Annotated in this window: 19 protein-coding genes; 13 read left to right on the top strand and 6 right to left on the bottom strand. The window is 62.5% G+C overall.

From position 1 onward, the window contains the following. The first annotated feature begins 7 nt into the window (after window positions 1–7). The 13 genes from flgD to QSV36_RS06895 all read left to right on the top strand — a co-directional run bounded on the left by flgD (window position 8) and on the right by QSV36_RS06895 (window position 18,005). Window positions 8–712 (top strand): flagellar hook assembly protein FlgD, encoded by a 705-nt coding sequence (gene flgD / locus QSV36_RS06955; protein WP_289130959.1) that lies wholly within the window; start codon window positions 8–10, stop codon window positions 710–712. A 31-nt stretch (window positions 713–743) separates the two neighbouring features. Next, window positions 744–2,099, top strand: coding sequence for a flagellar hook protein FlgE (gene flgE, locus QSV36_RS06950; RefSeq protein WP_289130958.1), 1,356 nt, complete (start codon window positions 744–746; stop codon window positions 2,097–2,099). Between the two features lie 72 nt (window positions 2,100–2,171). Beyond that, window positions 2,172–2,357, top strand: coding sequence for a hypothetical protein (locus tag QSV36_RS06945; protein ID WP_289130957.1), 186 nt, complete (start codon window positions 2,172–2,174; stop codon window positions 2,355–2,357). A 203-nt stretch (window positions 2,358–2,560) separates the two neighbouring features. Then, window positions 2,561–3,301 (top strand): flagellar basal body rod protein FlgF, encoded by a 741-nt coding sequence (locus QSV36_RS06940; RefSeq protein ID WP_225778703.1) that lies wholly within the window; start codon window positions 2,561–2,563, stop codon window positions 3,299–3,301. A gap of 47 nt (window positions 3,302–3,348) precedes the next feature. Next, window positions 3,349–4,134 carry a flagellar basal-body rod protein FlgG gene (flgG, locus tag QSV36_RS06935; RefSeq protein WP_170031158.1) on the top strand — a complete coding sequence of 262 codons (786 nt, stop codon included), beginning with the start codon at window positions 3,349–3,351 and terminating at the stop codon, window positions 4,132–4,134. 45 nt (window positions 4,135–4,179) lie between these two features. Further along, window positions 4,180–4,875, top strand: coding sequence for a flagellar basal body L-ring protein FlgH (flgH, locus tag QSV36_RS06930; protein ID WP_289130956.1), 696 nt, complete (start codon window positions 4,180–4,182; stop codon window positions 4,873–4,875). A 12-nt stretch (window positions 4,876–4,887) separates the two neighbouring features. Beyond that, complete coding sequence (locus QSV36_RS06925; protein WP_015271237.1) at window positions 4,888–5,997, top strand: flagellar basal body P-ring protein FlgI; 1,110 nt, start codon at window positions 4,888–4,890, stop codon at window positions 5,995–5,997. An 11-nt stretch (window positions 5,998–6,008) separates the two neighbouring features. Further along, the gene (gene flgJ / locus QSV36_RS06920; protein WP_289130955.1) at window positions 6,009–7,163 is read left to right on the top strand and encodes a flagellar assembly peptidoglycan hydrolase FlgJ; all 1,155 of its coding nucleotides are present in this window, start codon (window positions 6,009–6,011) and stop codon (window positions 7,161–7,163) included. 12 nt (window positions 7,164–7,175) lie between these two features. After that, the gene (gene flgK, locus QSV36_RS06915; RefSeq protein ID WP_289130954.1) at window positions 7,176–9,206 is read left to right on the top strand and encodes a flagellar hook-associated protein FlgK; all 2,031 of its coding nucleotides are present in this window, start codon (window positions 7,176–7,178) and stop codon (window positions 9,204–9,206) included. 13 nt (window positions 9,207–9,219) lie between these two features. Continuing rightward, window positions 9,220–10,803 carry a flagellar hook-associated protein 3 gene (locus tag QSV36_RS06910; protein WP_289130953.1) on the top strand — a complete coding sequence of 528 codons (1,584 nt, stop codon included), beginning with the start codon at window positions 9,220–9,222 and terminating at the stop codon, window positions 10,801–10,803. Window positions 10,804–10,873: 70 nt separating this feature from the next. Beyond that, entirely contained in the window at window positions 10,874–14,446 is a 3,573-nt protein-coding gene (locus QSV36_RS06905) for a glycosyltransferase (RefSeq protein WP_289130952.1), read from the top strand. 56 nt (window positions 14,447–14,502) lie between these two features. Then, window positions 14,503–17,220 (top strand): glycosyltransferase, encoded by a 2,718-nt coding sequence (locus tag QSV36_RS06900; protein WP_289130951.1) that lies wholly within the window; start codon window positions 14,503–14,505, stop codon window positions 17,218–17,220. A 317-nt stretch (window positions 17,221–17,537) separates the two neighbouring features. Continuing rightward, a complete protein-coding gene (locus QSV36_RS06895) occupies window positions 17,538–18,005 on the top strand; it encodes a hypothetical protein (RefSeq protein ID WP_289130950.1) in 468 nt (155 codons plus the stop codon). Between the two features lie 115 nt (window positions 18,006–18,120). On the opposite strand, the gene QSV36_RS06890 is transcribed toward QSV36_RS06895, so the two are convergent. The 6 genes from QSV36_RS06890 to QSV36_RS06865 form a co-directional block, all read right to left on the bottom strand. Continuing rightward, window positions 18,121–21,600 (bottom strand): glycosyltransferase, encoded by a 3,480-nt coding sequence (locus QSV36_RS06890; protein WP_289130949.1) that lies wholly within the window; start codon window positions 21,598–21,600, stop codon window positions 18,121–18,123. 68 nt (window positions 21,601–21,668) lie between these two features. After that, on the bottom strand, window positions 21,669–22,649 hold the full coding sequence (locus tag QSV36_RS06885; protein WP_289130948.1) for a hypothetical protein: 981 nt from the start codon (window positions 22,647–22,649) through the stop codon (window positions 21,669–21,671). Next, entirely contained in the window at window positions 22,642–23,328 is a 687-nt protein-coding gene (locus QSV36_RS06880) for a WbqC family protein (RefSeq protein ID WP_289130947.1), read from the bottom strand. The genes QSV36_RS06885 and QSV36_RS06880 overlap by 8 nt, the downstream gene beginning before the upstream one ends. A gap of 47 nt (window positions 23,329–23,375) precedes the next feature. Further along, window positions 23,376–24,080 carry a class I SAM-dependent methyltransferase gene (locus QSV36_RS06875; protein WP_289130946.1) on the bottom strand — a complete coding sequence of 235 codons (705 nt, stop codon included), beginning with the start codon at window positions 24,078–24,080 and terminating at the stop codon, window positions 23,376–23,378. Beyond that, entirely contained in the window at window positions 24,073–24,834 is a 762-nt protein-coding gene (locus QSV36_RS06870; RefSeq protein ID WP_289130945.1) for a TylF/MycF/NovP-related O-methyltransferase, read from the bottom strand. The genes QSV36_RS06875 and QSV36_RS06870 overlap by 8 nt, the downstream gene beginning before the upstream one ends. Beyond that, a complete protein-coding gene (locus QSV36_RS06865) occupies window positions 24,831–26,033 on the bottom strand; it encodes an ATP-grasp domain-containing protein (RefSeq protein ID WP_289130944.1) in 1,203 nt (400 codons plus the stop codon). Before QSV36_RS06865 ends, QSV36_RS06870 begins: the two co-directional genes overlap by 4 nt. Between the last annotated feature and the right edge of the window lie 30 nt (window positions 26,034–26,063).

Raw genomic sequence — 26,063 nt, 5'->3', positions numbered from 1 at the left:
CCAGACCATGGCAATCGATACTACCGGCGTGAATCTCAACGAAGTGCTTGCGGCGTCGGGTGTGGGTACCAACACCAAGAAGACCGTGGACACCGCATCCAAGACCGGCACCGACTCGCTCGGCAAGGATGCCTTCCTGCAGTTGCTGGTGACCCAGATGCAGCACCAGAACCCGCTGGACCCGCAGGACAACGGTGAATTCGTTGCCCAGTTGGCGCAGTTCAGCAGCCTCGAAGGTATCACCTCGCTGAACGAGTCGGTCAGTGCCATTACCAGTGCCATGGCCTCGTCCCAGGCACTGCAGGCGTCGTCGCTGGTCGGTCGCTCGGTGGTGGTGCAGAACGACAAGGCTATCGTCGATACCAGCGAAAGCTTCAACGCGCAGTTCGTGGTGCCGCAAGCCATCGGCGAAGCGAAGATCACCATCAAGGACAAGGACGGCAACACCGTCAAGACCATCGAACTGGGTGAGCAGAAGGCCGGTTACGCCGACTTCATCTGGGACGGTACCAACAATAGCGGCGCGAAAGTCGACCCGGGTACGTACACCTTCACCGCCAGCACCACGGTGGATGGCAAGGCCGTGCAGATGAACACGCTGTTGCCGGCCAAGGTGACCAGCGTCAGCTTCAGTTCCGCCGGCGAAATGGTGCTCAACCTCGCTGGCGTTGGCAAAGTGTCCCTCTCCGACGTGCAAACCATCGGTATCTAAGGCCCATTAGTGCGGCAAAAGGAGCGAATTCATGTCTTTCAATATCGGCCTTAGCGGTCTGTACGCAGCAAACAAGCAGCTGGATGTCACCGGCAACAACATTGCCAACGTCAACACCACCGGTTTCAAGTCGTCGCGCGCCGAGTTCGCGGATGTCTATGCCGGTGCCAACCGCCTGGGCGTGGGCAAGAACCAGGTCGGTAATGGTGTGCGTCTGGCGGCCGTTTCCCAGCAGTTTACCCAGGGTGATGTCAACAACACCGGCAACGTGCTGGACATGGGTATCCAGGGGCAGGGCTTCTTCGTGCTGTCCGATAACGGCTCGCGCGTCTATACCCGTGCCGGTGCCTTCCAGGCCAGCAAGGACAACTTCGTGGTGACCTCGGACGGCCTGCGCCTGCAGGGTTATGCCGCTGACTCGACCGGCAAGATCCAGAAGGGCATACTGACCGACCTGCAGATCGATACCTCGGCACTGCAGCCCAAGGCCACTTCCCTGATTGACCAGGGCATCAACCTGAACTCTTCGGCCGCTGACATCCCGCTGGAAGTCGACGATGGTACCGGTGCGATGGTGCCGAACCTGCCGTTCGACCCTGCTGACCAGAAGACCTACACCAAGTCCTTCCCGACCAAGGTGTACGACAGCCAGGGCAACGAGCACACCATGGAGCAGTTCTATCGCAAGACCGGCACCAATGAGTGGACCATGTACACCCTGGTTGACGGGCGCAACCCGTTCGACCCGTCCTCCACTGCACCGCTGACCGGCACCATCAGCTTCAACAGCGACGGCTCGGTCAAGGGCATGACGGCTGACAACACCGGCCACCCGGCGGGCTCGTCGTTCACCGTGACCAACAACACCTTCACCATGACCGGTTGGGTGCCAGCGGTGGAAGATTCGGCGGGTAACTGGATCGCCAATGGTGCGGCGGGCAATGCCGACGGCATGCGCCTGTCGATGAACAGCACCACCTCGTACAACACCGAGACCGCGCGCATGTCGCAGTCCCAGGATGGTTATGCGACCGGCATCCTGTCGAGCCTGAGCATCGACTCGACCGGCGTACTGTTCGCCAGCTTCAGCAACCAGCAGTCGCGTGCCATCGGCCAGGTCGCGCTGGCCAGCTTCGCCAACGAGCAGGGCCTGCAGCAGATCGGCGGTACCCGCTGGACCGAGACCTACACCTCCGGCATTCCGGGCATCGATGCGCCGAAGACCGGTACCCTGGGTAGCGTCGAATCCAACTCGCTGGAAGCCTCCAACGTCAACCTGACCCAGGAACTGGTCGAGCTGATCAAGGCGCAGAGCAATTACCAGGCGAACGCCAAGACCATCTCCACCGAAAGCACCATCATGCAGACCGTCATCCAGATGGCCTGATGGTTGCTGGTTGAGCGTGTCAGGACGAACCCCTTTGTCGTGAAGGGGTTCGTCGTTTTTGAGGGGGGCGTCATGAAAAAACTGCTTGTCGCACTGGTTGCTGCAGCGTGCCTGTACCAGGCTCAGGCCGGCACCGCGCCGTGGTGGCGCTGGGAAAGCCAGGTGGATGGGCGCCTGGTCTGTTCGCAATGGCCGCCGGGGGAGGGCTGGAAGAAGTTTGCCGGGCCCTTCACCAATGGCGCTTGCCGCGAGCCTTGAACGAGCCCGCGAAGAGCCCGGTACAGTTTTCCGTCACCGGCAAGCAAGCGCCGGATAACCGGCGTTCAATACACCGGCGGCACCCTTGAAAGCCCGTATTCACGGGCTTTTTCCTGATTCTGAAAAGTTGGTTCGGAACTTGCTTTAGAGCCTGTACAGCAACGGCGAGCGGCAAGCGATCGCCAGTGCAGCGGAGGATGACTGTGGACAAGATGCTTTACGTGGCCATGACCGGCGCCAGCCAGAACGCGCTGGCGCAGAAGGCCCACGCCAACAACCTGGCGAACATTTCCACCAACGGTTTTCAGCGTGACCTGGAGCAGGCGCGCTCGATGCCGGTGTTCGGCGACAGCTTTCCGGCGCGGGCCTTTGCCATGACCGAGCGCCCGGCCACCGACTTCAGCGAAGGCCCGATGATCGAAACCGGGCGCGACCTGGATGTGACGGTGACCGGCAAAGGTTTCATCGCCGTACAGGCGCCCGATGGCAGCGAAGCCTATGTGCGTACCGGCAGCCTGAACATCGACGCCCTGGGCGTGCTGCGTGCCGGCAACGGCATGCCGGTGATCGGCAATGGCGGCCCCATCGCCATTCCGCCAGAGCAGAAGGTTGAAGTCGGCGCCGACGGCACCATCAGCATCCGTTCCATGGGTGAAGACCCGCGGGTAATGGCCGAGGTCGACCGTATCAAGCTGGTCAACCCGGACAGCAAAGGCCTGACCAAAGGCCTGGATGGGCTGATCCATACCCGGGACGGCCAGCCAGCCGCCGCCGATGTCAATGTGCGGGTGGTGTCAGGCTTCCTGGAGGGCAGCAACGTCAACGCCGTGGAAGAAATGACGTCGGTGCTGGCGCTGTCCCGTCAATTCGAACTGCACGTCAAGATGATGAACGCGGCCAAGGAAGGCGACGAAGCCATGGCGCGTGTTTTGCAAATCGGCTAATCACATTTGAACGGGTGCCGTAAAACAGGCGCACGAGGAGAACTTACATGCTTCCGGCTCTTTGGGTCGCTAAAACCGGCCTGTCCGCCCAGGACACCAACCTGACGGTCATCTCCAACAACCTGGCCAACGTCTCGACCACCGGCTTCAAGCGTGATCGCGCCGAGTTCCAGGACTTGCTGTACCAGATCAAGCGCCAGCCAGGTGCGCAGTCCACCCAGGACAGCGAACTGCCTTCCGGCCTGCAGGTCGGTACCGGTGTGCGCATTGTCGGCACGCAGAAGAACTTCCAGACCGGCAGCCTGCAGACCACGGAAAACCCGCTGGACATGGCGGTCAACGGCCGTGGCTTCTTCCAGGTGTTGCAGCCCGATGGCACGGTTTCGTACACCCGTGACGGTACCTTCCACCTGAACTCCGACGGCCAGATCGTCACCGCCCAGGGTTTTGCCCTGGAGCCTGCGATCGTGGTGCCGAATGACGCCCAGACCTTCACCGTCGGCCAGGACGGCACCGTGTCGATCACCACCGCCGGCAACCCGGCAGCGCAGGTGATCGGCAATATCCAGACCGCCGATTTCATCAACCCGGCCGGCCTGCAGGCGATCGGCGACAACCTGTTCCTGGAGACCGCAGCCAGCGGCGCGCCGCAAGTTGGCACCCCGGGCCTGAACGGTTTCGGTACCACGCTGCAACAGACCTTGGAGAACTCCAACGTCAGCACCGTGGAAGAACTGGTGAACATGATCACCACCCAGCGTGCCTACGAGATGAACTCCAAGGTCATCTCCACCGCCGACCAGATGCTGTCCTTCGTTACCCAGCAGCTCTAAGCCCTAGTGCAGGTTCCACTCCCGTTACACCGTGAGGTAAGTGTCATGAAGCGTTTGTTGTCTGTGTTCGCCCTGGGGGGGGCGGTCGTGCTGGCAGGTTGCGTCGCGCCGACGCCCAAGCCGAACGACCCGTATTATGCGCCGGTCCTGCCGCGCACCCCGCTGCCGGCTGCAGCCAACAACGGTTCGATCTACCAGGCCGGTTTCGAGCAGAGCCTGTACACCGACCGCAAGGCGTTCCGCGTGGGTGACATCATCACCATCACCCTCAACGAGCGCACTTCGGCAAGCAAAAACGCAGGGTCGCAGATCCAGAAGAACAGCAACGCCAACATCGGCCTTACCTCGTTGTTCGGCAGCACGCCGAACACCAATAACCCGTTTGGCGGCGGAGACCTGTCGCTGGAAGCCGGCTATAACGGCGAGCGCACCACCAAGGGCGACAGCAAGGCCACCCAGGGCAACACCCTGACCGGCTCCATCACCGTGACCGTGGCCGAGGTGCTGCCCAACGGCATCGTCGCCGTGCGCGGCGAGAAGTGGATGACCCTGAACACCGGCGAGGAGCTGGTGCGTATCGCCGGCCTGATCCGGGCGGACGACATCGCTACCGACAACACCGTACCGTCCACCCGCGTGGCCGATGCGCGCATCACCTATTCGGGCACCGGCTCGTTCGCCGATGCCAGCCAGCCCGGTTGGCTGGATCGCTTCTTCATGAGCCCGCTTTGGCCCTTCTGAGTACGGATGAACATGTTCAACGTAAGGCAGCTGATTGCCGCGACCCTGCTCCTGTCCTGCGCGTTCGGTGCCCAAGCCGAGCGCCTGAAGGACATCGCCAGCATTTCTGGCGTGCGTTCCAACCAGTTGATCGGTTATGGCCTGGTGGTGGGGCTCAACGGTACGGGTGACCAGACCACCCAGACACCGTTCACCCTGCAGACTTTCAACAACATGCTGTCGCAGTTCGGCATCAAGGTACCGGCCGGCTCCGGCAACGTGCAGTTGAAGAATGTCGCGGCGGTGTCGGTGCATGCCGACCTGCCAGCGTTCGCCAAGCCGGGCCAGGTGGTGGACATTACCGTGTCCTCCATCGGTAACTCCAAGAGCCTGCGCGGTGGCAGCCTGCTGATGACGCCACTCAAGGGTATCGACGGTAACGTCTATGCCGTGGCCCAGGGCAACCTGGTGGTGGGTGGCTTCGATGCCGAAGGCCGTGACGGTTCCAAGATCACCGTCAACGTTCCGTCGGCCGGGCGCATCCCGGGCGGTGCCACGGTCGAACGGGCGGTGCCGAGCGGCTTCAACCAGGGCAACAGCCTGACCCTGAACCTCAACCGCCCCGACTTCACCACTGCCAAGCGCATCGTCGACAAGGTCAACGACCTGCTCGGCCCTGGCGTGGCCCAGGCCGTGGACGGTGGTTCGGTACGGGTCACCGCGCCAATGGACCCGAGCCAGCGTGTGGATTACCTGTCGATCCTGGAGAACCTCGAGATCGACCCGGGCCAGGCCGTGGCCAAGGTCATCATCAACTCGCGTACCGGTACCATCGTCATCGGCCAGAACGTCAAGGTGTCGCCGGCGGCGGTGACCCATGGCAGCCTGACCGTGACCATCACCGAAGACCCGATCGTCAGCCAGCCGGGGCCGTTCTCCAATGGCCAGACCGCCGTGGTGCCGCGCTCGCGGGTCAATGCCGAGCAGGAAGCCAAGCCGATGTTCAAGTTCGGCCCGGGCACCACGTTGGATGAAATCGTCCGTGCGGTCAACCAGGTGGGGGCCGCGCCCAGCGACCTGATGGCGATCCTCGAAGCCCTGAAACAGGCCGGCGCCTTGCAGGCCGACCTGATCGTGATCTGAGGACGGCGCGGATGAACAGTAAAAGCCTGGTTTCCGGCAGCGCCGACAGTGGTGCCTACACCGACCTCAACCGTCTGAGTTCGCTCAAGCACGGCGACCGCGACAGCGACGCCAATGTGCGCAAGGTGGCCCAGGAATTCGAGTCGCTGTTCATCAGCGAAATGCTCAAGGCCTCGCGCAAGGCCAGCGACGTGCTGGCCGACGACAACCCGATGAACACCGAGACGGTGAAGCAGTACTGTGACATGTACGACCAGCAGCTGGCCGTGAGCATGTCCCGCGAAGGCGGCGGTATCGGCCTGCAGGACGTGCTGGTACGCCAGCTGTCCAAGAACAAGAGCGCGCCGGCCAACACCAGCCCGTTCCCGCGCATCGAGGGCAGCGCCCCGGCGCTGTGGGGCAGCAAGGTGGCCGAGCCGGTGCATGCCACCCAGGCGAGCGCCAGCCGCAGTGACGTGGCCGCGCTCAATTCGCGGCGTCTGGCGCTGCCGAGCAGGCTCACCGATCGCCTGCTGGCCGGCATCGTGCCGTCGGCCGCCACCACCAACAACGCTGCCGTGCCGGCCCGCGACGGCCAACAGGTGGCCAAGACCTTTGCCGTGCCGGACAACGGCCTGCGCATCCTCGGGCGCGCTGTGGCCCAGCCACCGCTGGCACCGAAAAAGGCCTTCGCCGACAGCGACGAATTCGTTGCCACCATGCTGCCGATGGCCGAACAGGCGGCCAAGCGCATCGGCATCGACCCGCGCTACCTAGTGGCACAGGCGGCGCTGGAAACCGGCTGGGGCAAGTCGGTCATGCGCAACAGCGATGGCAGCAGCAGCCACAACCTGTTCGGCATCAAGGCCAGCGGCAACTGGGAAGGCGACTCGGCGCGGGCGATCACCAGCGAGTTCCGCGATGGCCAGTTCGTCAAGGAGACGGCGGCGTTCCGTTCCTACGACTCGTACCAGGACAGCTTCCACGACCTGGTCAGCCTGTTGCAGAACAATGCCCGCTATCAAGATGCGGTGAAATCTGCCGATAACCCAGAACAATTCGCGCGCGAACTGCAGAAGGCCGGGTACGCCACCGACCCGAACTACGCCAGCAAGATCTCGCAGATCGCAAAACAGATGAAGTCGTACGAGCACTACGCAATGCTCGGTACTGCAACGAAACTTTAAGGGCATGGAACCATGGCGAGTCTGATCAACATTGGTATGTCGGGGCTTGGCGCCGCGCAATCGGGGATGTACACCCTCGGTAACAACATTGCCAACGCCGATGTCGAAAGCTACTCACGCCAGCAGAACGTGCAGAAGACCAAGGGCGGGCAGCAAGTCGGCCAGGTCTTCATCGGAAGCGGCACCACGTTGGCCGATGTGCGCCGGGTGTACAACGCGTTTCTGGAAAACCAGCTGCGCAGCACCACTTCCTTGAGCAGCGATGCCTCCACGTACCTGAACCAGATCACGCCGCTGGATACCGCCCTGTCCAGCAGCGATACCGGCATCACCGCTGCGCTGCAAAGCTTCTTCGGTGCCCTGCAGGATGCCGCGGCCAAGCCGACCGAGGACGCCTCGCGGCAACTGCTGCTGACCAGCGCGCAGTCGCTGGCCAAGCGCTTCAACACCCTGTCGGCGCAGTTCAACCAGCAGAACAGCGACATCAACGCCAACATGGCGTCGCTCGCCGATCAGGTGAACAACCTGACCAAGAGCATCGCAGACCTCAACGACCAGATTTCTCGCGTCGCGTCCATCTCCGGCCAGCCCAACGACCTGCTCGACCAGCGCGATGGCGCGGTGCGCGAGCTGAGCAAACTGGTCGGTGCCGATGTGGTGGAGCGCGACGGCAACTACGACGTCTACCTGAAAAATGGCCAGGCCCTGGTCCTCGGCAAGACCACCCAGACCCTGGGCGTGGAACCGAGCGCGACCGACCCGACCCGGATGAGCCTGATTCTCAACCGTGGCTCGACCAAGATGGACATCACCGGCACCACCAGCGGTGGCGAGCTGGGTGGCCTGATCCGCTACCGCAAGGAAACCCTCGATCCTGCCGTCAACGAGCTGGGCCGCGTGGCCCTGGTGGTGGCGGATGCAATCAACAGCCAGCTGGCCCAGGGTATCGACAAGAACGGTAACTTCGGCGCCACCCTGTTCGGCGACATCAACAGCGCCGCGGCCGTCAGCCAGCGCAGTATTGCCAAGGCCGGCAACAGCGCCGGCTCCGGCAACCTTGACGTGACCATCAAGGACACCGGCAAACTGTCCACCAGCGATTACCAGGTGACCTTCACCAGCGCCACCGGCTACAGCGTGCGCAAGCTGCCGGAAGGCACCGACATGGGCAGTTTCGACCTCGGCGACACGCCGCCGCCGGTCATCGACGGCTTCACCCTGTCGCTCAACGGTGGCGGCCTGAGTGCCGGCGACAGCTTCAAGATCACCCCGACCCGCAACGCTGCGGCCGGCATCGACACCGTGCTCACCGACCCCAAGCGCCTGGCCCTGGCCGCGCCGCTGACCGCTACCAGCGGGGCGGGTAACAAGGGCACCGGCGTGATCACCCAGCCGACTTTGACCTCCGAGCTGGACATCTACGATGCCGCTCAGCGTTCGCAGCTGCAGGCCGGCCTGAAGTACTCCACCCCGGTCAAGCTGGTATTCGGTGACGACACCACCTCGCCCCAGGCCTACAAGATGTACGACGCCAAGGGCACCGAGATCGGCAGCGGCACCATTCTGCCGGGCCAGGAGAACAAGCTGCAGCTGTCGGTGCCGATGGTCGATGGCAACGGCAATTCGCTGGGCGCCAGCTTCAACTTCGAGATGAGTGTTTCCGGCGCCCCGAAAAACGGTGACAGCTACACCGTGGCGCTGACTGGCGCGGGCTCGGCGGACAACCGCAATGGCCAGTCGGTGCTCGACCTGCAGACCCGGTCCACGGTCGAGGTCGGCGCCAACGGCAAGGGCATCAGCTTCACCGATGCCTATGCCAAGCTGGTTTCCAACGTCGGCGGCAAGGCCGGCCAGGCGCAGATGGACAGCGATGCCACCTCGGCCCTGCATACATCTGCGCTGGACAGCCGCAACGGCCTGTCGGGGGTGTCGGTCGACGAAGAGACCGGCAACCTGATCAAGTTCCAGCAGTACTACACCGCGTCGTCGCAGATCATCAAGGCGGCCCAGGAAACCTTCGCCACCCTGATCAACAGTCTTTAAGGAGCCGTAGATCGTGAGCGTACGCATCTCCACTTCGCAGTTCTACAACACCAACCAGGCCAACTACCAGCGCAACTTCGCCAACACGGTGAAGACCCAGCAGGAAGCCTCCGATGGCATCCGCGTGCGTTCGGCCAAGGACGACCCGGTTGGCGCGGCTCGCCTGCTGCAGCTGGAGCAGCAGCAGAACCTGCTGAAGCAGTACTCGGGCAACATCACCAGCGTGCGCAACGCGCTGGGCACTGCCGAAAGCACGCTGAACTCGATCGGCACCATCCTGCAGCGGGTCAACGAGCTGGCGGTAAGCTCCGGCAACGGTTCGATGACCGACGCCGATCGCAAGGCCAATGCCGACGAACTCGCCTCGCTCGAAGACCAGCTGTTCACCCTGATGAACAGTAGGGACGAAAATGGCAAGTACATCTTCTCCGGCTCCAAGGGCGATACGCCGCCTTATGTGCGCAACGCAGATGGCACCTACAGCTACCAGGGCGACCAGGGCAAGCTGAGCCTGCAGGTTGGCGACATGCTCACCCTGGCGGCCAACGAGACCGGCTACGATGCCTTCGAGCAGGCGCTCAATACCAGCCGCAGCCAGACCGCGCTGACTGCACCCGCCACCGATGATGGCCGGGTCAGCCTGTCCAACGGCCAGGTATCGGGCAGCGCGACCTACAACGACCGGTTCCGTGGCGGCGAGCCGTACACCATCGAGTTCATCAGCAGCACTGAATACAAGATCACTGACGCCAACAACAATGACGTCACGCTCGAAGCCAGCCAGGGCGGCAAGTTCGACCCCAACGGCGACAACACCACCATCAGTTTCCGTGGCGTCGACCTGCGCCTGGACATCAGTTTCCAGGCTGGCGACAAGGGCAACGAAGACGCGGTCATCGCCGGCCACACCTTTACCCTTAGCTCCCGTGCGGATGAAGTGTCCGGGACCCGCAGCCCGGGTAACAGCTCTTCGGAGCAGGTTACCGGTGCGACCATCACCGATCAGGCTGCCTACGATGCAGCATTCCCTTCCGGTGGTGCGGTGCTCAAGTTCACCGGCAGCAACAGCTTCGAGTTGTATGCGGCACCCGTGACTGCCGATAGCCGGCCGGTGGCCTCCGGTGTCCTCGGCGGCGCAGGCGGCACCACTGCGACAGCGGCAGGTGTCAGCTTCGAGTTGTCGGGCGCCCCGAACGCCGGTGATTCGTTCGCGATCAAGGTCGACACCCATCAGACCCAGAATGTGCTGGATACCATCGGCAAGCTGCGCGCCGCGCTGAACAGCCCGGTGGATGGCGACCCGGTGGCCCGGCAGCAGTTCCGGGCATCCCTGGATGCAGCCATCGGCAACATTGCCAGTGCCACCAACCAGGTGTCGGCGTCGGTCAGCGCCATTGGTGGCCGCGGTCAGGCACTGGACGTGCAGTCCGAGACCAACGAAGCGCTGAATACCGAAAATGCCAAGACCCAGAGCTCGATTCGCGAAAGCGACCCGGCCGAGGTGATGCTGCGCCTGCAAATGCAGACCAACATGCTGCAGGCTTCGTTGCAGGCCTATGCCAAGGTCGCCGGGCTGTCCTTGGTCAACTACATCTGATACCTCTCCTGGCGTCATTTGCGGGCCAGCCCAGGCGGTGCTGGCCACGCCGTTCTTCAAGGTCATTACCGTGAGCCAACAGCCTCTCGTCAGCATCGCCATCCCGGCCTTCAACCCCGAGTTCTTTCGCGCCACCCTGCTCAGTGCGCTGGAACAGGATTACCCGATGCTCGAGGTGCTGGTCTGCGACGACAGCCGCGGCCCGGAAATTGCGGCAATCGTCGATGCGGTGATGAGCGAAACCGGCAAGCCGGTGCGCTACGTACGCAACCCGCAGACCCTGGGGTTCGCCCGTAACCTGATGGTGTGCCTGGAGCATGCCCGGGGGCCGTTGCTCAAGTTTCTCTGTGATGATGACCGCCTGTTCCCCGAATGCGTCGGCTTGCAGGCCAGGCTCATGGCGCAGCATGCCGATGTCAGCATGACCATCTGCCAGCGCATGCTGTGCGCGGCAGACGACGCCTTGTTGCCGCCGCGCATGCTCAACGCGGTGATGTGCCCGGAGGACGCGGTGGTCAAGGGCAGTGACCTGCTCGAAGCGCTGGAGACCAACGCGCCCAACCTGTTCGGCGGGCTGAGCCACGCGCTGCTGCGCCGCGACCTGGTGGCCGAGTTCCTGCCAGCGCTGGTGCAGGACGGTAGTGGCTTCGTCGCGCGCCTGGACATGGCGCTGTACATCTGCCTCATGCGTCGTGGCAACCTCGGCCACCTGTCACGCTTCCTCAGCATGGAGCGCCTGCACCCTGCGCGCCTCAGTCACCAGGCCGGCATGACCATGGCGTTCCCCATCGAGACCGACTGGCTCAAGGCGATGCTGGCGGCACGGGCGAGCGAGGCCGCGCCGGCCAGTGGCTGGGTACGCTACCTGCCGCTGGAGCGTTACCAGGGTGAGGCTGGGGCGCAATGGGAAGAATACGAGCTGAACCGGCTGTATAGCGCGCAGCAGGCGCGCCAGGGGCAGCAGGTGGGCACCGATTGCCTGTCTTTCGAAGAGGTGTATGCCCAATGGCTGGAATGCCGCAGCTTGTCCGAGGCCCAGCAGCGGGCGCTGCCCAAGCGCATCGAACAATGGGGCTGGCAGCCGCGCATCGTCCCGGTGATCTGGGCTGAAGCGGGGGAAGAACAGGCTTTGCGCGCGACCCTCGACAGCCTGGCCGCGCAGTCCTATGGCGCGGCCCGCTGCTGGCTGCTGGCGCCTGCGGCGCTGGAGCTGGCCGACGCGGTCGGGGTCGAGCGCATGCTCGTGCAGGGTAATGGCCTGGCCCAGGTGCAGGCGCGCCTGGCGCGGGCCGATGATGCCGACTGGGTCTTGCTGTTGCGCGCTGGTGACCGCCTGGTGCCACATGCCCTGGCGATCATGGGTGAGCGCATGGCGCTGCGCGAACGGGCCTGTATCTATGTCGACGAAGGCAGCCACGACAGCCTGCGCCCGACAACGCCGATCTTCAAGCCAGACTTCAACCTCGACCTGATGCGCAGCCTGCCCTATGTCGGGCGTGTCCTGGCCTTCAACTGTGAAGCGCTGCGCCAGGTCGGTGGCTTCGACCCGGATTTCGACCTGCTCGCGCCTCACGATCTGCTCTGGCGCTTGGCCGAAAGCCAGGGTTTGCAGGCAATCGAACATATCGACGAACTGCTGGTGCACTGCCAATGGGACTATGGCCAGTGGTTGCACGACCCGCGCTGCGTGCAGCAGGCGCCACGCGTGGTGCGCGCCCACCTGCAGCGGCTGGGTGTCGACGCCGAGGTGGTCGGTGCCGAAGGCGTGCCATTGTGCCGGGTGGCGTACCAGCACCCGGCGCCAGCCAGGGTTTCGATCCTGTTGGCGCTCGGTGACCACCTTGGCACGGCAATGCGTTGTGTCGAGTCGCTGTTCGAACACACCCAGTATGGCCACTTCGAGGTGCTGCTGATTGCCTCGCCGGAAACACCGGCCGACCTGCGCCAGTGGCTGGAGGCCATGCAGGGGCTTGGCAGCGATCAGTTGCGTGTCGTCGAGGTCGCCAGCGGCAGCCAGGTGCTGCAGCTGAACCAGGCCAGCGAGGCTGCCCGTGGCGAGTACTTGCTGATGCTCGACAGTGCCTGCCTCGCCTTCGACCGGCCATGGCTGGGCGAGATGATGGCCCACGCCCAGCGCCCGGAGGTCGGTGTGGTTGCGCCCAAGCTGTGTACCCACACCGGCGAGGTCTTTGGCGCCGGGCTGGTGCTGGGGCTGCATGGTGGCGTCAGCAGCCCGTTCGTCGGCATGCCGGCTGACAGCGGTGGCTACATGCTCCGGCTCAAAGCCGTGCAGAACTGGAGTGCGCTGAGCCTCGACTGCCTGCTGGTGCGCCGCGACCTGTTCGCTACGCTGGGTGGTTTCGATGTGCAGGGCCTGAAGGGGGGGCTGCAGGACGCCGACCTCTGCCTGCGCATCCGCGAACAAGGTTACCTGGCGGTGTGGACGCCCCATGCGCTACTCGGCCGCTTCGCTTCGACCCGCGATGTAGCGGTGGACAGCCAGCGCAAGCTGCTGGACAAAGACATCTTCCATGAACGCTGGCTGGCCAAGGTTGCCCGAGACCCGGCCTACAACCGTAACCTGAGCCTGAAAATGGCCAGCTTCAACCTCGACGCCGGGCAACGCCGTGGCTGGGACCCGTTCATCAGCCGTGTGCTGCCGTCGGTGCTGGCATTGCCGATCAATACATCCGCGGTCGGACACTACCGGGTGGCGCAGCCGTTTACCGAACTGGAGCGCGCCGGCTGGATCCAGGGGCGGCTTGATTTCAGTACGCCCGAGATGATCGAGATCGAGCGTGAGAAGCCCGACGTGATGATCTTGCAGTGCCGCTACACGAGCAACTCGATCGATGAAATGACGCGCTTCAAGCGCCTGTCGAGCGCCCGGCGCATCTACGAGATCGATGACTACATCATCGACGTGCCGAAAAAGAACGCCCACTCACGCAACATGCCGGCCAACATGCGTGAGCTGGTCACCCAGGGTATTGCCCTGTGTGACCGGGTGGTGGTGTCGACCCAGCCGCTGGCCGATGCCTTGTCGGGCATGCACCACGATATCCGGGTAGTGCCCAACATGCTCGCCGCAAAGCTGTGGGCCGGGCTTGCCAGCGAGCGCCAGAGCAGCGCGCGGCCGCGCGTGGGCTGGGCAGGCGGGACCAGCCATCGGGGCGATCTGGAGCTATTGCTGGACGTGGTCAGGGCACTGGCCGACGAGGTCGACTGGGTGTTCTTCGGCATGTGCCCGGATGTCCTGCAGCCCTACGTGAAGGAGTTCCACAAAGGCGTGCCCTTGGCGTTGTACCCGCAGAAGCTGGCCAGCCTCAACCTCGACCTGGCATTGGCACCGCTCGAGCAGAACCTGTTCAACGACTGCAAGAGCAACCTGCGCCTGCTTGAGTATGGCGCCTGCGGCTTCCCGGTGATCTGCACCGATACCAAGGCCTATGACGGCTACCTGCCGTGCACTCGGGTGCGCAACAACACCTCCGAACAGTGGCTGGAGGCGATCCGCATGCACCTGGCCGACCCCCAGGCCAGCTACCGCCAGGGCGACGCCCTGCGCGAAGCGGTACTGCGTGACTACGTGCTGATGCCACAGCACTTGCAACAATGGGCCAATGCCTGGCTCGCGGACTGAACAACCTGTCGCTTGCCATTGGTGGGCTTCAGACCAACAACATGAACAGGTGCCCTATGGCCGAAACCGCAATCGGGTCGCACGACCAAGTGACCGTCGTCCTGCTCGGGCATGAACAGCCGGACCATCGTGCCCGTGCCGTCTACTACTATCGCCAGGCTGGCATTCCCTGCCTGGTCCTGGAGCCGCTGCGGGCAGGTACGTCGGGTGAGCAGTGCAGCGCGCGCCTGGCCCAGGCCCTGCAGCAGGTTGCCACGCCGTTCGTGACCTTGGCCCTGGATGCCGATTTCGTGTTGGCGTCGGCCTTGCAGCAGGCCGCTGCCTGCTTGCACGCGCAACCCCAGGCTCAAGGGGCTCAGGGTTATGCGTTAGCCTATGCGCCGGGTAATGCGCAGATGGCCTACCACAAGATCGGCTCGGCTTTCGAAGCTGCAGCCGATTCCCACCCACGTGCACGCTTGCGCCAGTACGCCATGGCCGGGCAGCAGGCGTGGCGCGCGGTGCTGCGGGTCGGGGCGTTGCAGGCAGCGCTCGATACCTTGCCCGGCGGACTGGACTTCGCTGCCTGGCGCGTGGCCTTGTCCTATGCCCTGGTCGCTGCTGGCGACATCGCGCAATTGGCCCAGACCGATGTGGTCTGTGAGTTCGCACCGAGCGCGCTGACCCCGGTGGCCCGCGACGAGCAGTTGACCCGTACCGTGCGCCTGCTGCGTGAATGGAATGGCGAGCTGAGCAATGACGATGCCGGTTTTGCCGTGCTCAATCGCTTTGTGCGGGCGACTTACGACCAGGGCGAGGCCCCTTTGCTGTTCACCTCGCCATGGGGCACCGTGATCGGCGAGCCGGAGCGCGTCTTCGAGCCGCGACAGTATGTCGAGCTGCCTTACTACAATGGCGCGCTGTTCACGTGCCTGACCGCGCTGGAATTCCTTTGCCATGCCTGGCCAACCGGGCAAACCCACCGCGAGGCATTGGAGGGCACCTGGGTACGCCAGCGTGAATTGTTGCAGGTACACCCCAATGACACCGCCGAAACCTTGCAGCAGCGTTACTGGAAAGCCTTGGCACTGGGCCTGTTCAACCTGGAGGTCTGCCAGCGCCTGGTGCCGACCCTTACCGGCAAGGACGATGGCGAGCGCGCCCGCGAACTGGGCGCCTGGCTCGCGCGCCTGGAGGCGGTACCGGGTATCGATGGCGCCGGCTGGCTGCGCAGTACGGTTTCTGGCCAGGTGCTTGAGGCACTGGCCGCTGCCACACCGGACAAGGCTACCCAACAGCGCCTGTCGGCTCAGCTGAACAAGCGTGCGAAGGCGCAGATCACCTTCATGGTGACCGACCTCGCCGACGACGACCTGGCGTTGCAGGCCACCTTCGACAGCCTGCTGGCCAGTGGCCTGCGCCAATTCAAGCTGGTGGTGCTCAAGGGCGGCAAGCCGCCGGCAATCACGACCGCACGCGACACCTTGCATTTCGTGCAGGTCAACGAAAGCAACTGGGTCACGCACCTCAACCAGCAAGTGCGGCAGCTCGACAGCGATTGGCTGATGTTGCTGCAAGCGGGCGATGCCTTGGTCAGCGGTGGCTTGTTGCGTCTGCAGCAGGAGTTGGCCGAGGCGGCGGGCTGTCAGGCGGTGTGTGCCAACGAAGTGCAGCGTGACAGCGAGGGCCGCCTGCATGGCGTGGTCCGCCCAGGCAGCAACCTGGACCTGCTGCGTGCACAGCCAGGGCTGATGTCACGGCATTGGTGCCTGCGCCGCGAGACTGTGGTGGAGTTGGGTGGTTACAGCGAAACCTGCCGCCATGCGCTGGAATTCGACTTGCTGTTGCGCCTGGTCGAGCAGCATGGACAGGGCGGTCTGGCACACATGGACGAGTACCTGGTGGTGGGCAGCCAGGCGACAGCGGCACTGCAAGCCGACGCGCTGTTGACGCTCAAGCGGCACCTGACACTGCTGGGTTATCGCGGCGAAGTGCATGACCAGGGCGAGGCTGGCCTGGTGGTGGATTTCCGCCACTCGGCAACACCACTGGTGAGCATCCTGGTGGCCGCCGAAGGTGACCTGCAGCGCCTGCAGGCGTGCCTGACCAGCGTCCTGCAGCGCACCCGTTACCCGCGCTACGAGTTGCGGGTTGCCTGCAATTCCGAGCACGCCGAAACCACCGCTGCCGCGCTGCAAGGGTTTGGCCAGCGGGTCGTGTTGCTGGCAGGCGCTGTGAGCGGGCGTGACGCGTTGCTCAACCTGGCGGCGGAGCAGGCTGGCGGTGAGTACCTGCTGCTGCTCGGCGAGCATTGCGAAGTGATTTCGCCAGCCTGGATCGAAGGCTTGCTCAACGAGGGGCTCAGGCCGGAAGTAGGGGTAGTCGGTGCGCGGCTACTCGCCCGTGAGGGTACGGTCGTGCATGCGGGCTTTGACCTGTTGCGGGGGCCAGTGGCGTACCAGCCTTGGCAGGGCTTGTCGGCAGGTGAGTGCATCAAGGCGCGTTGGCCGATGGCTGTGCGCAGTTGCGCCGCAGTGTCCGCTGACTGCATGTTGCTGCGTCGTGAGCTGTTCGACCACTGCGGCGGTCTGCAGCAACTGCAAGCGTTCGATCTGGACATATGTCTGTCGGCAGCGACAGCGGGCTTGATGGTGCTCTGGACACCGGTGGCGCAGTTGTTTGTCGATCCACCTCGTGTAGTCGATCAGGCTGCCCTCGAGGTGTTGCAGGCGCGTTGGCCGACTGCATTCAGCAGTAGATGGGCCAGTGATGCGTTGAGCCCTGCCCGTGGCTAGATGCGCCAGCATGCACCGGGCATAGAGCGACAGCCATTTGAACCCTGTGCTCGGTTAAGTTCGCTACCCCCCATACGCAAGCGAAGCCTGTGCTTCGCTTTGCCACGTTCAACCGAAGATTCCTTTGGCCTCCAGCATCAACGGAAGGAAAGGAAAATGCGCAAAATATGCATAAATGCATTGAAAACATATTCATTGATGCATAGAATGGTCATGTCCACGGCTTAAACGGTATACGTGGACAGTGGCTGGTCGGTTTTTGCGGCAAGCCCAATCGGCAATTGCACAAGGTTGCCTTCATAGGTAGTGCGCAGCGTGTGTCCTCTCATCACGGAACTCGCGCGAAAAAGAAAGGACTGGAAAATGCACAAAATATCTTCGCAACATTACTCTTGGCACTTGGGGCCTTGACACTTCCTGCCGTGGCAGAAGAAACCCCATTGGGCTTGTGGAAGCTATCCACCTACAAAGTGCCCAGCGGGGCTGCGGCAACCGTCCAGGTCGTATGCTTCAAGTCTGACAGGACTTGGTATTCGACGACCGAGGCAAACTGGAACGGAGCCTGGTTCATGAATGGAAGTGAACTGCAGTGGTATGGCAGCGTGCCGATCAGTGGGGTGGGTAACGTGGCTACTATCGGCATGGGCGAAATACTGGCCGATCAAAGTATGTCTGGTAAATATGCGGAATGGGTGGCCCCGGGAAGCGCACCTTTCAGTTTCGACAGGCACTACACGTACACGCTGAAGTACCAGCAGGCCGACTGTCCTCCACCGAAACGTTGATACCTGACGCCAGATGGGTGCACCCGATGCCATATTCGGCATCGGGTGCACAGCTTCGTCTGATCTCTGGTTCCTCAGCATCGCTGAGCTGTATCAACCTTCAGGAGCGCGGCCGTCAGGGTAACCAGCTGGCGAGACAGGTATCTCGGTAATCGGCATCCATGAAGCTTGAGCTCTGTGCCTGTTCACGTAACCGATGACCTTTTACCGCCGCGCTTTGGACGCTAGCGAGGCAATCGTCCAGGGCTGTAAGCCAATGGTCAGGTGTGTCGTCCACCATCGTCATTGGCCATTCTTCGAAGCGAACCTGATGGTCGTTGCTGATGACAGCATAACCACATGCGGCATAGCGCATTGGCGCAAGGCCGTCGCTCGTATGCCCCGCCGTGCTTGCCGGATGCAGCGCAATGTCCAGGCCAAGCCCCGATAGCACATCGGGCGCTGAGCCGAGGTCACGGCAGTAGACTTCCGTGGCCAGCGCCGCGAGGTGTGCGGGTACCTCTCCCCACAACACCCAGTCAGCCTGATTGGCACGCGCGCGCAGCAGCGGATCGATGATGTGCAGGGTCTCGAGACTGAGGTGGCAGCCGATGCGCGGTTTGACATTCGCCGTTACCGGTGTCGGTAGCGCTTGCCAATCCATGCTCAGTCGGGATTCTCTGACCCGGATGTCGCCATGCAGCCCGTCTAGCGCTGCTGCCAATTCCGCGCTAGCGACGACGACCCGGTCGACGCAGGCGATGGCGTCATGCAGCAGTTCCCATGCCCTTTGGCCAACGGGCAGGTCAACTACCTCAAGCACCTTGAAGGCTTGGCTGAGGTGATAGTGCTGGGCCATGGCCTGAATGCGCAGCGGGTCGGCTACGTGCTGGAAGATGATCGCATCGGGTTGCAAGCGATTGAGTTCCACAGGCGTGAGCAAGGCGTTGCTCAAGTAGCCGTCGATCTGTGCGTGTTCCAGCAATTGCTGGAAGGCGGCCGTGCAGCGCTCGGGGTTTTCCCGATCGGGATGGACCAGCACGACCGGCAGCGGGCGCCAGTTCAACGGGCGCCAGGTCAGGCCATGCAGTGCTGGCAGCTCATGACCGCGGCCGCGCAGCGAAAGGTTCTTGTTGTAAGCGGGATCGCGGGTCAGGGCGGCGAGCCATTTGCTGTAGAGGTTCTGCTCATCCTGCTGGGCGCGTTGCTGTTGGGCGGGGGCACGCATTACATTGCCCCAGCCTTTGCCATGCTCGTTGGCCACCAGCGCATGAGCAGTCCAGACGTTCAGCAGGCCTTCGGCAGAGACGCGCAGGCACAAGTCGATGTCGGCGTGACGCAACGCGAATGCATCTTCATCCAACCCACCCAGCCCTAGATAAAGCTCCCTGCGGATCATCAGGCAGGAACTGCTGATGGCGCTTACGTCACGGTCCACGCGCAAGCATTGCAGGTAACCCGAATCGCTGTTTGGCAACCCTGCCGCCGGGCTCGCTGCTGTGCCAGCGAGGCCCAGCACCCAGCCAGCGTGGGCGATGTTGCCGTTGATATCCAGTTGCTTTGCGCCTACAACGCCTACCTCGGGTCGCTGGGCGTGGTTGAGCAGGCGCTGGAGCCAATCCTCCTGGAAAATCACTGTGTCGTTGTCGAGCAGCACGAGGAAGTCGCCAATAGCCTGAGCGGTAGCCAGGTTATACATGGCACTCAGGTTCAATGGGCGGTCGTCGCGCAGGACTTTGATCGTCCCTTCGCCCGCGATTACCAACTGCTCCAGCCATTCCAGCAAGGCCGGGTTGCTGCTGGCGTGATCGACCAGCAGCAACTCGAAGAACGCGTAGCTGGTTTTGGAAAGCACACTTTCGACACAGCGCTGCACCAACTCCAATTGATCGTGCACCGGAATCACGATGGAAACAGAAGGTTGCTGCTGATGGCCATAGTCGATCTGGTAATGCCGGGCCGGCTCCTCACGTACCACTGCTTGGGTATAGCCGCGCACTGACAGGTGGCGTTCGATAACGGCCAGCTCGTCGGGGTTGCTGGCCATGTCCGGGCTGTCGCAGATCACCAGGGGTTCGTCCAGATGGCCGATGCCATCGAGGCCTTCCGCTTCGATCAGGCGCAAGATCATGTCCAGTTCGAGCGCCTCGGGGAATTGACTGTCGAAACCGCCCGCGGCGAGTACCAGCTCGCGACGCAATAACCAGTGGCGCCCCATTATCACGGGGAGCGACAACAGGTAGTCGAGGTTCATATCGGGGCGGAAGATCGGGCTCGAGCCTGACGCGGCGCGATAATACTCGTCACAGTAGAGCATTCGGCATGCTTGGGCACCCGGTAGCTCCAGATCGACCATCAGGCTGCCGCTGGGCAGGATCTCATCACCGGCAGCAAGCAGCAGCAGCCAGTCGCTGTCGTCCTGCTGGATGATCTGGTTGAGTATCGCTGTGCCAGGGGTGGAGTTCAGCCAGTATACGTTGCTGGGCAGACTGGCCTGGGGCGGTTGTTGGCTGACAACGTGGGTACGTAGCCCAAGCGGGCTGTTCGCACTCCACAGCAACAGGCTTTCAAGCGTGAAGGACAATGCCTGTGCATCGCCTTCGTGGTCGGTTACCACAATGGCCAGGCGGGTTTGGTTGCGCAATGCCATGCGGCGTTCCTCGGCCAACCTTTGCTGGACCGGCGTCAACATGCGGTTCAACAGCCAGTCGCGCACACTGGGATGTCGATTGGCGTCGAGATAGTCGGCGGCGCTGCGCTGAGTGCGTTGGATGAAATGCTCCAGCTGCGGCCAGAATTCATCTTCCATGTGCAGTAGGCGTTGACGAGCCAGCCCGACCGACTGCCGAGCCCGTTCGAGGCCGCCCGGTTCTTCAAGCATGGTCGTGCCGGCATTGCCGATGTGCTCGGTGAAGGGCAGTGTCTTTACGTGCCCGCCACTCAGGTATACCACCGGGCAGCCGCACAGCAGCGCCATGGTGCAGGTTGCCGAAATCTCGTAGGAGTACAGCGCCTCTGCGGTCTGGAAGAGTTCGGCCAGTTGCGGTAGCGTGCGTGGATTGCTCAGGCTCAGTACCTGAATATCGGGCGGTAGCAGGCCGTAGTCCACCTGGTCGGCGTCGAAACGATGCAGGTAGAGATAATTGCCGCGGCGGACCACCGGCTCCGGGCGCGGAGCAAACAGGCTGGAGTCGATCATCGGCAGCGTGAGCATGTCTTTCTGGCGTTTGCCCTCACCGAAGTCGTGAGCGTAGTAGAAGAACAAGTCGCTTTCTTGCGCAGCCACGTGCAGGCCGTTGATGAAACCGTCCCGGTTGAGCATGTAACGGACCACAACCGGGCAGTTCAGCGGGTTGCCGCTGAGCACTTCCGGGTATACCGCGATCGGTGCTGCCCCGATAGTCTTGTGCAGCTGGATGACGGCATCTGTCAGCACTGGTGTGCGCAGTTTCGGATTGGTTATCTTGCAGCCGATGACATAGGCTTCTTGGCCGCTGATATTGAGGGCATGGCAGAGGTAGTGCATGACGCATACACCTGACGAGGTGTCGCGGTAATCGGGCGCATAGAGGTAGTAAGGGTTGCTTGTCTTCCCATGCAGCGATGACATCTTCATGTGTATTTCCCGGGTGCGGCCCGCCTGCATGTGATAGTCGGTGCCGTGCAAGGTGAATGTTCGGGTCTTCAGGTTGTGGCCAGGAGAGTGCTCACTCGGTCGGCGAGCCGTTCCATGTGCGTTGCGTCGTAGCGTTGATCGATCGGCAAGGGCAGCAGGCAGCTCGCCAGTTGCTTCTCTACGTTCGGGCTGTCTGGCTCACCAACCACTTCCTGCCAGTAGCAGGGGATAAAAATTCTCTCGGCCAACAGGCGTTGACGGATGGCCTGGGCCTGAGCGGGTGTATGCAGGAGCAAGGGGTAGCAGAGCGCTGCTGTCGGCATGGCTGGCAGGATATCCAGCTGGTTGCGCGAGCCCAGCGATTGTTCCAGCAAGGCCAGGTTGGCCTCGCGGCGGGCGCTGATCGCGGGATAATCCAGGCTGTCGAGCACGCGCCGTGTGCTGTTCGACATGGCGGTTGCAGGGGCTTGATCAAGCTGCGTTTCAACATTCTGGAACGCAGCGTAATACTGCTCGGGTGCGCCTTCGAGCCGCCCCAGCAGGGCACCGAAATGCGCCGTCGACTGACTCTGCGGCAACTGCCACTCGCCGGGCGGTGCGTTGGCCAGCCAACCGCCGTCGGGCACTCCGACGAACTTGCGTGGTGAGTAGAGGGTCTTGATGCCAGGGAGCGGCGCGCTGAACAGCCCTTGTGAGTTGTCGACCACCAGTCGGTCACGGTAATGCGGTGCCAGCACATCACTTATGTAGCGATCCTTCAGGCCGAAGTAGTTCACGTACAGCAACAGCTCGTCAGGTTGCAGTTCCGGAAGTTGTTCCAGCTCGAGCTGCAGGTTGATTGCATAACGAGCTACGTGCGCGCCAGCGGCGTGCGCGGCGTCAGGTACTGCACGGCAAATGTAATGAGGCAGGTGCAGGCGCCGCGCGCCGATGTTGCGCAGCAGGACCTTGAGCGCGGAGCGCGCGGAGTTGAAGCCCAGTGCCTGCTCATACAGGCTGTAGCCCTGGCGCAGCTCCAGTTCGAAGTAGCCGCCAATAGCGTCAGGCATGCATCACTCTCCCTTGTCTGGCCCACTCGCCGAGCACTTCGGGCGGGTTGAACATCAGCGCATCGAGCAGCGACAACCCTGGCACGAATTCTGGCCCTTGCTGAGGGTAGGGCGTTAACTCGGCGTGCAGCAGCTCCAGCTCGATACCGGCTTTGGCGAATTCCCCGGCCTCGTACAGAAAAGCGCCTGCGGCCGGATTCAGGTAGTGGGTCGCCCCTGTGGCCGCCATCAGTTCAAGCACTCGTGCCTGCCCGCCGACGCCTGCGCCCGCGGGAAGTGCGCTGGCTGCGATGATGGGGGTGTCGAGCCCGATCAATGCACAACTTGCCCGCAATACCCTGAGGTTGAGCTCGGCGATGCTGGCTGCTGGCTGCTCCAGCAGTTGTGCCAGCCATGGCAGCACCCGGTGTGCATACGGTGCTGTGCGGTAGGCGTGCTTGAGCTTTCCAATCACCTGCTGGTACTGAAAGCCCTGACTGATCCGTTTTTCATGAATAGGCAGCTTATGGCTGCTCTTCTCCAAGGCAACGCCGAACCACTTCGGTTCGCCATCAAGCAGGTAGCGGTTGCGCTCGATCCAGCCGTTCTTGATGAACTGGGCGGTGTCGTAGCTGATGAACAGGTCCGCTGCGCCCAATAGCTGGTAGTAACCCAGATAAGGCAGGAAGTAGGGCTGCATGAGCACCACCCGCTTGCCGTGCGGGCGGCCCGTGCGAGAGGGTGTCGTCAGCACGTGTGATAGACCCCCAGCCAGGAACTGGTAGCCCCCAGTTGGCCATCGGTAAGCCGCCAGGCGAGGTCGAAGCCTTTGTTCAGCACACGGGTGAACGGGGAGAGCGGGGTATCCTGAACATAGAAGGAACGCCACAAGCGTGTGCGCCAAGGGTCGCGGAAAAAGTAAATGTCCTTGAGCACGATGCGCTCATTGGCGCCGAATGACAGAGGCGAACTGGACTGGCCGAAGGCATGCCGAATGCTTTGCGGGTAGTAGGGGCGCACATGGGAGAAATCGTGAAAGAAGCGTTCGCCCAGGACCGGGCTGATCATGACCAGCCGGCCCTGCGGTGCGAGCAGGGCGATCAGGCGGTCGAGCAGGTGCAGCAGTTGGTTGGGGTCCAGGTGTTCGATCAGGTGACTGAGGAAAATGACGTCGAATCGTTTGCCCAGCGCTTCCAGCTCTGACTCGTGCAAGGCCTCGAAGCCGGCGGCCCGGGCTTGTTCGATGTATTGCGGGTTGATATCCACGCCGGTGGCTTGCAACCCTAGCTCACGAAATATGCGCAAGTATTTGCCATGGCCCATGCCATAGTCCAGGACCGAAACAGGTGCTGCGCTGCCAGCACTCCATTGCTCGAATAGTTGTTTCACTTTCCGCGTTTCGAGGGTCTGGTAATGGGCCGGGAAGCGTTCGGCATGCAGCAGTTCAAACATGGCTCGCCTCGGTCAGCTTGAGCATGACAGCGTGGCCATTGAGGTTTCGCAACAGGAAGTACTCTGGGTGGTCAGCCAGGTCTTCCACCAGCCTGGCCACGCCTTCGCAGCCCCAGAAACCGTAGTCATCGAAGACGATGACGCCATGTCGGTTCAGGCGCGGCGTAACCCACTCGAAGATGTCCTTGGCCGATTGGTAGGTGTCCACGTCGATATGGCAGAACGAGAAACGACGCGCCTCGGCCTCGCTGCCGGTCTGCTCTGGGAAAATCCCTTGCAGCAGTGTGGCGCGGTCCTTCAGTTGTTCACCTTCGAGCAGTGCGGCCACGCTCTCCAGGCTGGTGTCAGCGTGCTCGCCGCCTTGGTAAAGCGTGTCGTTGGCGCCGGCTTTCACCACGCCACAGAAAGTGTCACAGAGGAGCAGATGCTTGGTGCTTTCAAGTTGCGCCAGGCGCTTGGCGGCGAGCAGCCCGGTGCCACCTTTCCACACGCCGACTTCGATGACATCGCCTGCGACGTTGGCGGTTTGCCGAAGCAGATCCCACAACTCATGGCAACGGTAGATATCGACCAAAGTAAGGCCCTGAATGCGTTCGAACACCTCCATGAATGCGGCATCGGCATACCATGGCGAATAGGTCGCCCGGGAAATAAGTGCCGAATGCGGAAAATCCTTGTCCAGCGGCTCGATCCTGGTGTCCCGCAGGTGGCGCATGACCAGGCGGCGGTTATGGTCGGACTTGACGGTTTTCACGAAAGAAACTCCAGAGCATCAACATCGAAGACGGGTATGGCGCAATGGGTGGCGACATCCAGGCGCTCAGGGAAATGGTTGTCAATGAAGATCGAATTGCCACGAATGAATTCGGATTTCGCTCGACCGTCAGTGATATGAATGATCTCGTCGAACAATTCGACGGCAATGCGGGCCTTGCGCAAGGTATCGCGTGGGTCGCTCGCGTGCCGGGTAAGCAGGATCAGGCGCTTGCCTTTGCACTGCATGCGATAGAGGAAGTACAGCGTTGAGGGTATGGCGCGGCCGTCGCGGATGACGGTTTCGTCGAAGTCGATGTAGACCGTGTCGAAGGGCCAGTCCAGCTGCGCAACAGTCAGGATGCGCCGTTCGATCAGGTTGACTGCGGCTTGCGGCAAGGGCGTGACGCGGCGTTGCAGGTGGTCATGGATAGCCATCAGTGGCAGGTTCACACCCAGGGCACGCTGGGCCACCATTGACCCCGCCACCCGGCAACTTATTTCCAGCAGCTTCCAGCGTTGCTGGCGGTCGCGCTTGAGCTGGAAGAACCAGGGGCCGCGAAGGCGCAGGCGCTTGTTCAGGGTTGCAGCGATGGCATCTATGGACGGGTCCGGGGCAGGAAATGTGCTGCGCATGGAAATACCGGCACGCACCCGCTCGCGGTTGCGCGGCCCCACCCAGCGCAGTTCGTGTTGGAAATCGCTGAAGCAATCAACCGTGATTTCCTCCCCTGGTAGGTATTCGACCAACAACGGCAGGTGAGTTCGCTCAAGCGCGGCGCGTGCATGCTGTGCGTTGGCTACCCGCTCGAACCCCTGGCCGCCCTGGCCGAGATCTGGCTTTACCACTGCGGGCCACTGCTCAACGTCTTCCGGGCTTGCATAGACGGCAGGTACCCAAGGCTGGTCGGCGAACGCTGCGTAGGTCGATGACTTGCGCCTGGCAAGCGCACAGGTTTCTGGGTCGCCATTGACCAGTGCCACACCGAAGCGCTCGATGCGTTCGCTGAGGTAGGCCTGGATAGTGTCATGCGTGGCAAACACCAGTTCGATCTGCCATTCATCGAGCAAGGCGGAAAATGCCTGATCGAAGCGCTCGTCATCAATGCGCGGCAACTGGCCGTTGTAAGTGTCGAAAAGCTGGCGGCCATGGTCGTCGACGCTGGAGGCGCCGAACAGCTTGACGTGGACAGAGTGCATCAGTGCCTGGTGTATCTCTGAAGCATTTTC

The organism is Pseudomonas sp. BCRC 81390 (assembly GCF_030341915.1).
GTDB lineage: Bacteria > Pseudomonadota > Gammaproteobacteria > Pseudomonadales > Pseudomonadaceae > Aquipseudomonas.
This window is presented reverse-complemented; position numbering and strand designations above follow the sequence as displayed.